This window comes from Streptomyces sp. G7(2002), from assembly GCF_028870195.1.
In the GTDB taxonomy this organism is placed as follows: domain Bacteria; phylum Actinomycetota; class Actinomycetes; order Streptomycetales; family Streptomycetaceae; genus Streptomyces; species Streptomyces nigrescens.
The window spans coordinates 2,947,965-2,961,090 of the sequence record NZ_CP102609.1 but is presented as its reverse complement, the minus strand read 5'-3'; the positions used below and the strand labels follow the sequence as shown (position 1 = coordinate 2,961,090).

At 72.6% G+C, this 13,126-nt stretch carries 11 protein-coding genes and 1 riboswitch; of the genes, 8 read left to right on the top strand and 3 right to left on the bottom strand.

Annotated elements, in window-relative coordinates:
* Positions 1–3: 3 nt before the first annotated feature.
* Both trpD and NUT86_RS12140 read left to right on the top strand, forming a co-directional pair.
* On the top strand, positions 4–1,068 hold the full coding sequence (gene trpD, locus NUT86_RS12145; RefSeq protein ID WP_093645864.1) for an anthranilate phosphoribosyltransferase: 1,065 nt from the start codon (positions 4–6) through the stop codon (positions 1,066–1,068).
* A 91-nt stretch (positions 1,069–1,159) separates the two neighbouring features.
* Positions 1,160–1,277, top strand: a riboswitch (SAM riboswitch).
* Between the two features lie 169 nt (positions 1,278–1,446).
* Positions 1,447–2,814: an aminotransferase class V-fold PLP-dependent enzyme gene (locus NUT86_RS12140; protein WP_274735092.1), complete on the top strand. Its 1,368-nt coding sequence runs from the start codon at positions 1,447–1,449 to the stop codon at positions 2,812–2,814.
* A 540-nt stretch (positions 2,815–3,354) separates the two neighbouring features.
* Here the strand turns inward: NUT86_RS12140 and NUT86_RS12135 are convergent.
* Positions 3,355–3,636, bottom strand: coding sequence for an Lrp/AsnC family transcriptional regulator (locus NUT86_RS12135; protein ID WP_018093491.1), 282 nt, complete (start codon positions 3,634–3,636; stop codon positions 3,355–3,357).
* Positions 3,633–4,313, bottom strand: a complete 681-nt coding sequence (locus NUT86_RS12130) for a rhomboid family intramembrane serine protease (protein ID WP_026170341.1) — start codon at positions 4,311–4,313, stop codon at positions 3,633–3,635. Before NUT86_RS12130 ends, NUT86_RS12135 begins: the two co-directional genes overlap by 4 nt.
* A 293-nt stretch (positions 4,314–4,606) precedes the next feature.
* Between NUT86_RS12130 and NUT86_RS12125 the strand changes: the two genes are divergently transcribed.
* The 5 genes from NUT86_RS12125 to NUT86_RS12105 all read left to right on the top strand — a co-directional run bounded on the left by NUT86_RS12125 (position 4,607) and on the right by NUT86_RS12105 (position 10,321).
* The gene (locus NUT86_RS12125; protein WP_026170342.1) at positions 4,607–4,846 is read left to right on the top strand and encodes a hypothetical protein; all 240 of its coding nucleotides are present in this window, start codon (positions 4,607–4,609) and stop codon (positions 4,844–4,846) included.
* A gap of 18 nt (positions 4,847–4,864) precedes the next feature.
* Entirely contained in the window at positions 4,865–6,238 is a 1,374-nt protein-coding gene (locus NUT86_RS12120) for an NYN domain-containing protein (protein ID WP_159488521.1), read from the top strand.
* A gap of 302 nt (positions 6,239–6,540) precedes the next feature.
* Positions 6,541–7,566 carry a C40 family peptidase gene (locus NUT86_RS12115; protein ID WP_159488523.1) on the top strand — a complete coding sequence of 342 codons (1,026 nt, stop codon included), beginning with the start codon at positions 6,541–6,543 and terminating at the stop codon, positions 7,564–7,566.
* 268 nt (positions 7,567–7,834) lie between these two features.
* Positions 7,835–8,881 (top strand): C40 family peptidase, encoded by a 1,047-nt coding sequence (locus NUT86_RS12110; RefSeq protein WP_266449816.1) that lies wholly within the window; start codon positions 7,835–7,837, stop codon positions 8,879–8,881.
* A 51-nt stretch (positions 8,882–8,932) separates the two neighbouring features.
* Positions 8,933–10,321 carry a hypothetical protein gene (locus NUT86_RS12105; RefSeq protein WP_274735085.1) on the top strand — a complete coding sequence of 463 codons (1,389 nt, stop codon included), beginning with the start codon at positions 8,933–8,935 and terminating at the stop codon, positions 10,319–10,321.
* A 15-nt stretch (positions 10,322–10,336) separates the two neighbouring features.
* Here NUT86_RS12105 and NUT86_RS12100 read toward each other — a convergent pair whose 3' ends face one another.
* Positions 10,337–11,656 carry a glycosyltransferase 87 family protein gene (locus NUT86_RS12100; RefSeq protein ID WP_274735083.1) on the bottom strand — a complete coding sequence of 440 codons (1,320 nt, stop codon included), beginning with the start codon at positions 11,654–11,656 and terminating at the stop codon, positions 10,337–10,339.
* A gap of 232 nt (positions 11,657–11,888) precedes the next feature.
* Here NUT86_RS12100 and NUT86_RS12095 point away from each other — a divergent pair, with 232 nt between their 5' ends.
* On the top strand, positions 11,889–13,031 hold the full coding sequence (locus NUT86_RS12095) for a glycosyltransferase family 4 protein (protein WP_026170343.1): 1,143 nt from the start codon (positions 11,889–11,891) through the stop codon (positions 13,029–13,031).
* The last annotated feature ends 95 nt before the right edge of the window (positions 13,032–13,126 follow it).

Below are 13,126 nucleotides of genomic sequence, written 5' to 3'. Positions count from 1 at the left end.
ACCATGAACGTTGTGACCCCGGTTGGCGGCGACAGCGTGGCGGCCCACACCTGGCCGGGTCTTCTCAACGCCCTGCTCGCAGGCCGTGACCTCAGCGCGGACGACACCGCCTGGGCGATGGACAAGATCATGCGGGGCGAGGCCAGCGACGCCCAGATCGCCGGGTTCGCGGTCGCGCTGCGCGCCAAGGGCGAGACCGTCGCCGAGATCTCCGGTCTGGTGCGCACCATGTACGCGCACGCCCGGCTGATCGAGGTGCCGGGCCCCAGCGTGGACATCGTCGGCACCGGCGGCGACGGCGCCAAGACCGTCAACATCTCCACGATGTCCTCGATCGTGGTCGCCGGCACCGGCGCCAAGGTCGTCAAGCACGGCAACCGCGCCGCCTCCTCGGCCAGCGGTGCCTCCGACGTCCTGGAGAAGCTCGGGGTCAATCTCGACCTCACCCCGCAGCGGGTCACCGAGGTCGCCCAGGAAGCGGGCATCACCTTCTGCTTCGCGGTGAAGTTCCACCCCTCGCTGCGGCATGTCGCCAACGCCCGGGCCCAGCTCGGTATCCGTACGACCTTCAATGTCCTGGGCCCGCTGACCAACCCCGCGAAGGTCCGCGCCCAGGCGACCGGTGTCGCGGACGCCCGGATGGCGCCGATCCTGGCCGGGGTGCTGGCCGAGCGCGGCTCGTCGGCGCTGGTCTTCCGCGGCGACGACGGCCTCGACGAGCTGACCACGACCGCGACCTCCCGGGTGTGGATCGTCCGGGACGGCACGGTGCGCGAGGAGCCCTTCGACCCCCGGGACGTGGGGATCCCCCTGGTGCCGGTGGAGGCGCTGCGCGGGGCGGACGCCTCGTACAACGCGGATGTGGCCCGCCGGCTGCTGGACGGGGAGACCGGCCCGGTGCGCGACGCGGTGCTGCTGAACTCCGCGGCGGCGCTGGTCGCGCTGGAGCCGGCCGACGCTCCGCTGGCCGAGCAGATCCGGGCCGGGATCGAGCGGGCCGCCGCCTCGATCGACTCCGGGGCGGCCAAGCGGGCGCTGGAGCGCTGGGTGGCCGCCAGCAACACATGAGCGCGCGGTGACGCAGGGTGTGACGCAAGGCTCAGTCCGTCATACGGACCGGGCCTTGCGCCTCTTTGCCCGTGTGGCATGATTCTGCCCAGGTCACGAGTGACAGCGATGCAGGCCCCGGCCCGCTGTCCGGCAACCCTCCTTCCGTGGCGGGGTGCCCCGGGTGATGACCAGGCCGTAGGCAGCGAGGTCTGCGGCAAGCGCGGATCCCTCGCCAGGGATCCTGGTCCCCGAGGGAGCACTTCCGTGATTCAGCGAATGCGCTAGGGCCCGACGGCCCCTTTTCCGCATCCCCTTTTTCTTTCCCGCCGCGGTGCCCCGACGCTTCTTCGCGCCCCCGCCCGCGGCGAATTCGCTCACCCCTCACGGGAGTTCGCCATGTCTGTTTCCGCCGTTGCCGCCGACCGCTCCGTCTGTGCCCCGCTGCCGGTTCTGGGCCGGGATGTCCTCGTCCCGCTCGTGACCGGCGGCGAGGTCGACTACGCCGCGCTGGACTACGCCGCCAGCGCCCCCGCGCTCCAGCGGGTCTGGGACGACGTGGCGGCCTACGCCCCGTACTACGGCAGCGTGCACCGCGGCGCCGGATACCTCTCGCAGCTGTCCACCGACCTCTTCGAGAACAGCCGCCGCACCATTGCGGAGTTCCTCGGCTGCCGGGCCGAGGACCAGGTCGTCTTCACCCGCTCCACCACCGACTCGCTGAACCTGCTCGCCGCCGTACTCCCGCAGGGCACCCGGGTGTTCGTCTTCGAGACCGAGCACCACGCCTCGCTGCTGCCGTGGGAGCAGCGACCCGATGTCGAGGTGACGTACCTCAACGCGCCGCGCACCCCGCAGCAGGCGGTCGACACCCTGGAGAAGGCGCTGACCGCACGCGAGCCCTACGGCCCGGCGCTGGTCTGTGTGACCGGTGCGTCGAATGTGACCGGGGAGCTGTGGCCCGTGCGGGAGCTGGCGGCCGCCGCGCATGCGCACGGCGCCCGGATCGTGCTGGACGCGGCGCAGCTCGTCCCGCACCACCCGGTGGACCTCGGGGAACTGGACGCGGACTGGGTCGCCTTCTCCGGCCACAAGCTGTACGCGCCCTTCGGCGCCGGAGTGCTGGCCGGCCGCGCGGACTGGCTGCGGGACGCCGAGCCGTACCTGGCGGGCGGCGGCGCCAGCCGCAAGGTCTCCCGGCGCACGGACGGCGGGGTGGACGTCGAGTGGCACACCACCGCGGCCCGGCACGAGGCCGGTTCGCCCAACGTCATCGGCGCCTACGCGATCGCCTCGGCCTGCCAAGCCCTCACCGAGGCCGGCTTCGACGGCCTGGTCGCCCGCGAACAGGAGCTGATCGCCCGCCTCCGCGCGGGCCTGGCCGACGTACCCGAGGTCACCGTGCTCTCCCTCTTCGGCGAGGACGCCGCACGGGTGGGCGTCCTCTCCTTCGTCGTCGAGGGCTGGAACAGCTCCCACTTCGCGGCCGCGTTGTCGGCCGAGTACGGCATCGGCGTCCGCGACGGCCTCTTCTGCGCCCACCCCCTCGTCCGCACCCTCCTCGGCAGCGAGCCCCAGGACCCCGGCGAGTGCGGCGCCCCCGACGCGGCCCCCGGCGAAAAGTCCCTCAACGCCATCCGCGTGAGTTTTGGCGCCGGGACGCCGGATGAGCATGTTGACCGCTTCGTCCGCGCGGTCAAGGAACTGGTGACGAACGGCGCCCGCTGGAACTACCGCACCGAAGCCGGGCGTTGTGTGCCCGCTTGATTCCCACGTTTTCGGCTTGCCCGCCGTAGGGGCCTCGCGCCGTTAGGGCTCCGCTGCGCGGGGCGTGGGTGCGGGTGACGCTTGCGGGTTCCCCGCCGTTGCGCCTGCGGCGGGCCGGTGGGTGTCGGGTGCGGTGACGGGCCTCCGGGGCCTGGTGTGTGGACTGCTTCGCTTTACGTCCACACACCAGGCCCCTCCGGCCCGTCCCCTCCCGTTGGGGGAGTGAGTGACGGTGGGTGGGGGCGGGCGTCCGTAGGACGTTTCATTTCTGCTTCGCGAGGAGCACATGACCAGCGGCGGGCACCCCCACCAAGGTTTCTCCCACCCCCCAACGGGAGGGGACGGGCCGGAGGGGTAGGGGTGTGGGACGTAAAGCGAAGCAGTCCCACACCCCTACCCCGGAGGCCCGTCACCGCACCCCGACAGCCCCGCGCAGCGGACCGGCCCGCCGCAGGCGCAACGGCGAGTGCACCGCAAAGCGGGCAACAAACGGTGAGCAACCCCCACGGCGGGAAAGCCGAAAACGTGGGAAAAGAAGGGCTAGGCCTCCAGCCCAATCGCAAAGGCGGCCTCAAGGTCATGCTGGCTATACGTGCGGAACGCAATATGCGTTTCCGTGGCGGCGACGCCGGGGATCTTGCTGATGCGGCCGGGGATGACGTCCGCGAGGTCGTCGTGGGCGGCGACCCGCACCATGGCGATCAGGTCGTGGGCCCCGGTGACCGAATAGACCTCGCTGACCCCGTCCAGTGCGGCGATCTTCTCGGCGATCTCCGGGATCTGGTCCACGCTGGTCTTGATGAGCACGATCGACGTGATCACGGCTGGCTCTCTTCCTCGGTCGCCCGGTCGTTCGCCCTGGTGGCTCCCACACTATCCCTCCCGTAGCGGGCCCATGCGTAGAGGAAGCCGAGCGCGAAGCCGATGACATGGGCGAGGTAGGCGACGCCCGGTCCGCGGGGGTCGTCCTGCGCGGCCTGCCACTGCAGGGCGAACCAGAAGAGCAGCACGATCCAGGCGGGAAAGCGCAGCGGTAGGAAGAAGAGGAAGGGGAAGAGGCTGGTGACGCGGGCCGTGGGGAACAGGTAGAGGAAGGCGCCCAGTACACCGGAGATGGAGCCGGAGGCACCCACCAGCGTCTGGCCCGAGCCGGCGTGTGCGGCCGCGTAGCCGAGCAGCGCCAGGTAGCCGATGATGAGGTAAAAGGCGGTGAACGGCAGCCGGCCCATGCGTGCCTCGGCCATCGCGCCGAAGACGTACAGGAAGAGCACGTTGCCGAGCAGGTGCAGCCAGCTGCCGTGCACGAACAGTGCGGTGAGCGGGGTGATCAGCGCCCGTACCGAGCCGCTCCACAGATCCAGTGGGATCACGCCCCACCGCTCGTAATAGGCGGTCTGGGCCTTCAGCAGGGCATCGCCGGTGCCGTATATCCGGTTCAGGCCGGAGGCGGGGCCGAGCACGAAGACCGCACAGCACAGGCCGATCAGCACATTCGTCATCCGCGAGAACACCGCGGTCAAGGACCGGGTGGTGGGCGGACGGCGGGGGAGGAGACCGGACGAGCGGGGAGAACGGGGTGAGGGGGCCGGCGCCGTCATGAAGTGATCATGACTCAATGCGGGCAATCGGGACAGAGTGCCTCGCCGTGTCCCGTCACCTGGGCGGGCCCGCAGCGGCCCCCCGTCAGGCCGTAGGGTTACAGGCAGTACTTTGCTGTACTTCCGCAGTCCGACGGCGCACCGCGTGAACCGCGCAGCAGCACATGACGACGATCACGAAAGAGGACGACACGATGGCTGTTCCCCTGCCGACGGCCGGAACACGGTGGCGCTGCACGCTGTGCGGCAACCTCACGCGTTTCGACGTGACCCGCCGGTCCAAGGTGGTGGAGTACGTCCACCTGGACCTGGCCGGGGACCCGAAGGTGGAGGAGCGCGAGGTCCTCAGTGAGAGCATCGAGTCCGTGCGCTGCCGCTGGTGCAACGCGGTCGACCAGATCGAGCTGGTGGACCGTCCGGGCGCGAACGCCTGAGATCGGAGCGATGCAGCCGTGGTGGACCGTCCAGAAGGGGAGCCGGGGGCCCAGCGTGACGACGTACCCGAGGGTGCGGCGGACGAGGTGCTCGACCGACCGCTGCCCGAGGGCGTACGGCGCCGTGTCGTGGCGCTCACCGCGGAGTCGTTCGGCGCGCTGACGGTCGCCGAACTCCCGCCCCCGCTGCGGCAGTACGCCCGGTTCACCCCGACTCGTCGGGCCAAATTCGCCGGAAACGCGATGGCCGCGGCGCTGGAGAGCGACGCGGTCTTCCGGCAGCGGATCGCGGGCAAGCTGCGGGAGGCGCAGCCGGAACTCACCGCGGCGCTGGAGCACGGCACCCCGCCCGCGGCCGCCGATCCGCTCGATGTCGCGGCGGCGGCCTATGTGCTGCGGCCCGAAGGCTGGGTCAAGCTCGTTGCGGCGGCCGGTGAGGAGGCCCAGCGGGCGCGCGCAGAGCGGGCCGGCGAGGAGGCCGAGCAGGAGCTGGCCCGGCTGCGCGAGGAGCTGGCGCAGGCGCGCGGCGAGGCCCGTACGGAGGCCGACCGGATCCGGGTGGACCTGGACGCCGTCCGCAAGGAGAACGAGTCGCTGCGGCGCAAGCTGCGCAGCGCGCTCAGCGACGTCAAGCGCGGTGAGGCCGCGGTCCGCAAGGCCGAGGCCGCGCTGACGGAGGCGCGGGACCGGGCGGCCACGGAGAAGACCACCGCGGACAGCGAAGTGCGCCGGCTCAAGGGCCGGATCGCCGAGGCCGAGACGGCGCTGGAGACCAGCCGGCGGGCCGCCCGTGAGGGCCGCAGCGTCGAGGACATGCGGCTGCGCCTGCTGCTGGACACGGTCCTGGACGCGGCACAGGGGCTGCGCCGCGAACTGGCCCTGCCGCCCGCGAACGTCCACCCGGCGGACACCGTCGAGGCGGTCGCGCCGGGGCGGATGACGCCCAAGGACATCGCGACCCGGGCGCTGTCGGAGATGGACCCGGCGCTGCTCGACCAGCTTCTCGCCCTGCCGCAGGCGCATTTGGTGGTGGACGGCTACAACGTCACCAAAACCGGCTATCCGACCATGCCGCTCGAAAAGCAGCGGCTGCGGCTGCTGGGCGGTCTCGCGGTGCTGGCGGCGCAGACCGGCGCCGAGATGACCTGTGTCTTCGACGGGGCGGAGCTGGCGGCGCCGGTGCTGCTCGCGCCGCCGCGCGGGGTCCGGGTCCTGTTCAGTAAACCGGGCGTAACGGCCGATGAGTTGATTCGTCAGCTCGTAAGGGCCGAACCGCCCGGCCGCCCGGTCGTCGTGGTCTCCACGGACCGGGAAGTGGCCGACGGGGTGGCGAAGGCCGGGGCCCGCCCGGTCGCATCGGCCTTGCTTCTCAAGCGACTTGCCAGGACCTGAGAATCCCCCTGCCGGAGGCGCCTGACGCGGAAATCCGCCGGCGATCCGTATCTGAGCGTCAAGTGGCGCTTACTACCTGTGTGATGTTGGTAAAGGATGGGGCTTGTGGCGCAGAATTTTTCCCTGAGGATTTGAAGCGATCACAGCTCGGTTACTAAGGTCAGGCCCGAACCTTCATGAATCTGATCATCCAACCGGGATGAACCGTGAAGGAACCGCCGAGTCCGCGGCGTTCACGCGGAGCCGGGGTCTCACCCCCCCACTTCCCGGTAGGCGGCTGGAGGAAGAAGGAGCTCGCCCCCGTGGCGTCCCACCGTCGACCCAAGCAGCCGAGCCGTACCCGCGTGACCGTGCTGACCGCCACCGCCGCCGCGGCCGTGGCCCTCTCGTCCCAGGCCGCCCAGGCCGACCCCCACCAGTCGAAGAAGGACGTCAAGTCCGAGGTCGACAAGCTCTACGGGGAGGCCGAGCAGGCCACCGAGAAGTACAACGGCGTCAAGGAGCAGCAGGAGAAGCTCCAGAAGGAGGTCGACGACCTCCAGGACAAGGTCGCCCGTGGTCAGGGTGAGCTCAACCAGCTCCGCAAGGGTCTCGGCGCGGTCGCCTCCGGCCAGTACCGCAGCGGCAGCATCGACCCCTCGGTCCAGCTGTTCCTCTCCGGCGACCCGGACTCCTACCTCGAAAAGGCCGCCACGCTCGACCAGTTGAGCGGCAAGCAGGCCGACCAGCTGAAGACCATCGCGGACAAGCAGCGCCGGCTCGCCCAGGAGCGCGCGGAGGCCGCGAGCAAGATCGAGGACCTCTCCGAGACCCGTAAGGCGCTCGGTGACAAGAAGGACGAGATCAAGGGCAAGCTCGGCAAGGCGCAGGAGCTGCTCAACAAGATGACCGCCAAGGAGCGGGCGGCCATGCAGGCCGAGGAGGACCGCGCCAACCGCAGCAACTCGCGGGTCAACCTCGGCGATGACGTGCCGGCTTCGCAGCGCGGTGCGGCCGCCCTGTCCGCCGCTCAGTCCAAGATAGGTTCGCCGTACGTCTGGGGCGCCACCGGCCCGTCGTCCTTCGACTGCTCGGGTCTGACCTCCTGGGCGTACCAGCAGGCCGGCCAGTCGCTGCCGCGCACCTCGCAGGCACAGGCCAGCGCCGGTACCCAGATCAGCTCGCAGAGCGCCCTCAAGCCCGGCGATCTGGTGCTCTTCTACAGCGACCTGCACCACATCGGCCTCTATGCGGGCAACGGCCAGGTCCTGCACGCACCGAAGCCGGGCGCCAACGTGCGCTACGAGTCGATCAACAACATGCCCTTCATGTATGGCGTGCGGGTCTGAAAGACCTCACGACTGCCTCAACCTGCCGCCCGAACGGGCGAATTGCGGCCTCCGCCGCTGACCTGCCGCCCCGCCGGTGACCTGCACAGTCACCGGCGGGGCGGCTTTTTGCGGCCGAATGGGGTTTTTGGCCGGTGTGCACCGGCACCGTACTCTCTGCCCGCGCAGCATCCGGTCCACCGACCGCCCTCCGGGGCGGCAGGGGCTTCCCCCGAGCTCTCGGCTGCGCTCGAGCAGGGGGGACCCCCATGGAAGGAGTGCGGCTCTCGTGGTGTCCCACCGCCGTACCTCGCAGCACGGCCAGACCACCCTCGCCGGGGTCACCGTTGTGTCGGCCGCCCTGGCGACCGCGGCCGCCGCGCTGTCGGCTCCACCGGCCTCCGCCGACCCCGCGGGCCACCCGTCCACCGCCCGTGAGGCGGCGACCGCACGGGTCGACAGCCTCTACGCGCAGGCGGAGCGGGCCACCGAGAAGTACAACGGCGCACAGGCCCGGACCAAGGAGCTGCGCCACGAGGTGGCGGCCCTCCAGGACCGCACGGCCCGCGCCCAGGAGCGGGTCAACCGGATGCGCGGCCGGCTGGGCGCGCTGGCCGCCGCCCAGTACCGGGCGGGCGGGGTGGACCCCACGGTGCGGCTGATGCTCTCCGAACGGCCCGACACCTACCTGGAGAAGGCCTCCGCGCTCGACCGGCTCGGCAACCGGCAGGCCGATGAGCTGCGCGGCCTCCGGGCGGCCACGCGCTCCCTGGAGCAGCAGCGCAGGGAGGGCGCCAGGAAGCTCGCGGAGCTGGAGACCAGCCGCAAGGCCGTCGCCCGCCACAAGAAGGACGTCCAGCGTCGGCTGGCCACCGCGCGACGGCTGCTGAACGCGCTCCCCAAGGGCGACAGGGCGGCCTACGAACGGGCCTCCCGGAGCGACGGTCACCGCGAGGCGGTCCCGGACCTGGGCGGCGCCGTACCGGCCTCCGGGCGGGCCGCCGCCGCCGTCGCCGCGGTGCGCGCCGCGGTGGGCCGCCCGTACGCCTGGGGGAGCAGCGGCCCCTCGTCCTTCGACTGCTCCGGACTCACCCAATGGGCCTACGGCCGGGCCGGAGTCTCCCTCCCGCGTACCTCGCAGGCCCAGCGGGGCGCCGGACGGCAGGTGTCGCTCGGTCAGGCACAACCCGGTGACCTGGTCATCTACCGTTCGGACGCCAGCCACGTCGGGATGTACGTCGGCAACGGCCAAGTGGTCCACGCGCCCTACCCCGGCGCACGGGTCCGCTACGACCCCGTGGGGATGATGCCGATCTCGTCCGTCACCAGGCCCTGAGGCGGATCTCCGCGTTTTTGCCCCGCCCGGGCCGGATCTACGATCGTCCGCATGTCACACCGGTGGGCGAGACGGCGGCCGTCGCGGGCCGCGGCGGCGGGCTGCTGCGCCCTGCTCCTCGCGCTGCTCGCCCCGCTGGCCGGCTGCGGGCCCGCGGGGCCCCCGCCGGCCACGGCGCGCTTCCCCGACGTCCAGCGGATGCTCGACACCCGCGCACGGGCCGTCGAGCGGCGGGACGCGGCGGGCTTCCTCGCCTCCGTCGACCCGCGGGCCACCGGCTACCGCGACCGTCAGCGCGCGATGTTCGGCCACCTCAAGGGCGTGCCGCTGACCGACTGGCACTACGACCTCGACTCGACCGACGCCTTCCCGCTCCCGGCCGACGGGGACCGGACGCGGCTGGCCGCGAAGGTGCGGCTGCGCTACCGCCTCAAGGGCTTCGACTCCGCACCGGTCCATGCCGTGCAGTACCTCACCCTGACCGAGCGCGACGGCCGCTGGCTGATCTCCTCGGACACCGACGGCGCGGCGGCCGGCCGGAGCGGCACCCGCCAGCTGTGGGACCAGGGGCCGGTACAGCTGGTCCGCGGCCGGTACAGCCTGGTGCTCGGCAGTACCGCCCAGCGGGCGCGGCTGAAGGACCTGGCGCACCGGGTGGACCAGGCGGTGCCCGCGGTCTCCGCGGCCTGGAAGGGCAAGTGGTCGCAGAAGGTCGTGGTGGAGGCGCCGGACTCGGTCGAGCGGATGGCGCAGCTGATGGGCAGCGACGATCCGTCCGGTTACGCGGGGATCGCGGCGGTCACCACCGGGGAGGCGGGGGTCTCGACGACCGCGCCCGCGGACCGCGTGATCATCAACCCGGACGCGTACGAGGAGCTCAACGACCTGGGCCGCAGGGTGGTCCTCACCCACGAGACCGCCCATGTCGCCACCCGTACGGCCACCACGCCGGCCACCCCGCTGTGGCTCTCCGAGGGCTTCGCCGACTGGGCGGCCTACCGCGGTATCCGCCGCAAGGCCGCCCTCACCGCCCCCGAACTCGCCCGCGCGGCCGCCGCCGGCAAGCTCCCCGCCCGACTGCCGACCGACGAGGACTTCGGTTTCAAGGCGGGCGCCGACCGGCTGGCGAAGGCGTACGAGGGCAGCTGGCTGGCCTGCCGGATGATCGCCGAGAAGTGGGGCGAGGCCAAGCTGATCGCCTTCTACCGGGCGGCGGGCAAGAGCGCGGTACCGGTCGCGGCGAGGGCGGGGGCGCCGATCGAGGCGGCCACGGCGGGCTCCGCCGGCCCCCGGCCGGCCACTCCGCCCGCCCGCACCGGACAGCGGCCGAAGGCCCGCGCCGACCGGACGGACCGCGCCCTGCGCGCCCAACTGGGCGTCGGGATGGCGGAGTTCACCCGGCAGTGGCGGGCCTATGTACGCAAACAGCTGGCGCGGTGAGGGCGGGGGAGGGGCTCACGGCGCCGGCGTCGCCCTGTCCGTCCGTGGCTGCGCGGCGGTGCCGGCGAGCTCCGGGGCAGCGGCGGCGGTCGCGTCGGCGGCACGGCGCGCGCGCACCACGCCGGCCGTCCCGGTCCGCTCCTGCCCGTCGCCGCGCGTCGAGGCCCACAGCCGGCGGCAGGCGAGCAGCGACGCGGCGACCAGCAGCCCGTTGCGCACGAACAGCAGGGTGACCCCCCACGGCTCGCTCGCCACGACCTCCGCGAATCCGACGGGGAACTCCAGCAGGGTGACCCCGGTGGCGAGCAGGACCAGCACCACCGGCAGCGTCTGCCGGCCGGCGCGTACGGTCACACACACCGCGCCCAGCGCCACCAGCCACAGCATGTACTGCGGGCTGATCACCCGGCTGGTGGTCGTGAACAGCAGCGTGGCGGTGAAGGCGGCCTCGCACAGCGTCGCGGGGCGCAGCTCCCGGACCCGCACCCGCCACAGGAACAGCCAGCCCACGGCGGCCAGGCTCAGGGTGAGCGCCACGGTGCTGACGAACGGGACACCCGGGCCGAGGAACTCCAGCGAGCCGTAGTTCAGCAGCACCTGGCCGTCCCACCCGAAGTGGCGGGCGACATGGAAGACCAGCGCCCCGAGCGACTCGACCTCCGTACCGCGGTCGCGCTGGAAGGTGAGGAAGGCCAGCGCGCCCGGTGCGGCGGCCACGAAGAACAGCGTCAGCGCGGCCGCGGTGCCGGCCGCGCTCCACCACAGGGCGCGGGCCCGGCGGCCGCGCAGCGCGGCGCCGGTCAGCAGCAGCGCGGGCCAGACCTTCAGCAGCGCCCCGAAGGCGATCAGCGCGCCCGCGACCCGTGGCCGCCGCACGGCCGCGAACAGCGCGGCGACGGCGACGGCGGTGACCATCAGGTCGTAGCGGGCGTAGGCCGTCGGGCCCAGCAGCGCCACCCCCGCGATCCACACCCAGGCGCCGGCCGGCCGGTGGTCCGCCCGCCGGCCGGCCCGCAGCAGGAGCGCCAGCGTCGCCGCGTCCGCGACCAGGACCAGGACGTAGAACGCCGGGGCGTAGCCCAGGAACGGCAGCAGACCGGGGGAGAGGATGGCGAGCGCGGCGGCCGGCGGGTACTGCCAGGTCACATCGTTCAGCGGGAAGGTGCCGGTCTTGAGGACCTCGAACCAGCCCTGGTAGATCACCGAGACATCGGTGGTGACATCCGGCCCCGGCAGCACCAGCACTCTCAGGACGCACAGCAGGACCACGGCCCGGGTCAGGGCCCAGGCCGCGACCGGGAGCCACACCCCGCGCGCTCTGCTGATGCTGGTCATCGTCACCTCATCGCTTCTCGGCCGCCGGCCGTCGGCGCCGCTCGCGGCCTCGACCCGGCGCCCTGTTCCCCGTATCTACCGCCGCCGCCCGCCCGTGCTGCCTGCATGATGCCGGTGGTGGCTGTCACGACCGTAAAGGAGGCACGGGCGTGGCGGGGTGGGCGGCCGCCCACCGGGCACCGACCGGTACTGTCGGGCCACAACCGCCGAGACCGACCGTCGAGAGACCATCGTGCACAAGACCTTGATCGTCACGAACGACTTCCCGCCCCGGCCGGGCGGGATCCAGGCCTTCCTGCACAGCATGGCGCTGCGCCTGGACCCCACCCAGGTCGTCGTCTACGCCTCGACCTGGAAGCGCAGCGAGGAGGGGCGCGCGGCCACCGCCGCCTTCGACGCGGAGCAGCCGTTCCCGGTGATCCGGGACCGTACGACGATGCTGCTGCCGACCCCGGGGGCGACCCGGCGGGCCACCGGCCTCCTGCGCGAACACGGCTGCTCCTCCGTATGGTTCGGGGCCGCGGCACCGCTCGGGCTGATGGCGCCCGCGCTCCGTGCGGCCGGCGCACGCCGCATCGTGGCGACCACGCACGGCCACGAGGCGGGCTGGGCGCAGCTGCCGGCCGCCCGCCAACTGCTGCGCCGGATCGGTACGGGGACGGACACCCTCACCTACCTCGGCGAGTACACCCGCTCGCGGATCGCCGGTGCGCTCACCCCGGAGGCCGCCGCGCGGATGGTCCAACTCCCGCCCGGCGTCGACGAGAAGACCTTCCACCCCGGGTCGGGCGGCGACGCCGTACGGGAGCGGCTCGGGCTCGCCGGGCGGCCGGTGGTGGTGTGTGTCTCGCGGCTGGTGCCGCGCAAGGGCCAGGACACCCTCATCGAGGCGATGCCGGCCATCCTGTCCGCGGTGCCCGAGGCCGTGCTGCTGATCGTCGGCGGCGGCCCGTACGAGCAGGACCTGCACGCGCTGGCCCGGGAGAAGGGCGTCGCGGACGCGGTGCGCTTCACCGGCGCGGTCCCGTGGGAGGAGCTGCCGGCCCACTACGGCGCCGGCGACGTCTTCGCGATGCCGTGCCGCACCCGCCGCGGCGGGCTCGACGTCGAGGGCCTCGGCATCGTCTACCTGGAGGCCTCCGCCACCGGCCTGCCCGTGGTGGCGGGTGACTCGGGCGGAGCCCCCGACGCCGTCCTGGAGGGCGAGACCGGCTGGGTCGTCCCCGGCGGGTCCCCGGCCCCGACGGCCGACCGCATCATCGCCCTGCTCCGGGACCCCGCGCTGCGCCGCTCGATGGGCGAACGCGGCCGTGCCTGGGTGGAGGAGAAGTGGCGCTGGGACCTGCTGGCGGAACGGCTGAAGGAACTGCTGTAGGCGGACGCCCGCGGTCCGGCCCAAACGACAATCCGCCGCCGTGGCACACAGCCACGACGGCGGATTCCGGCGGTCCCGGAGCGGGCCTGGCCCGG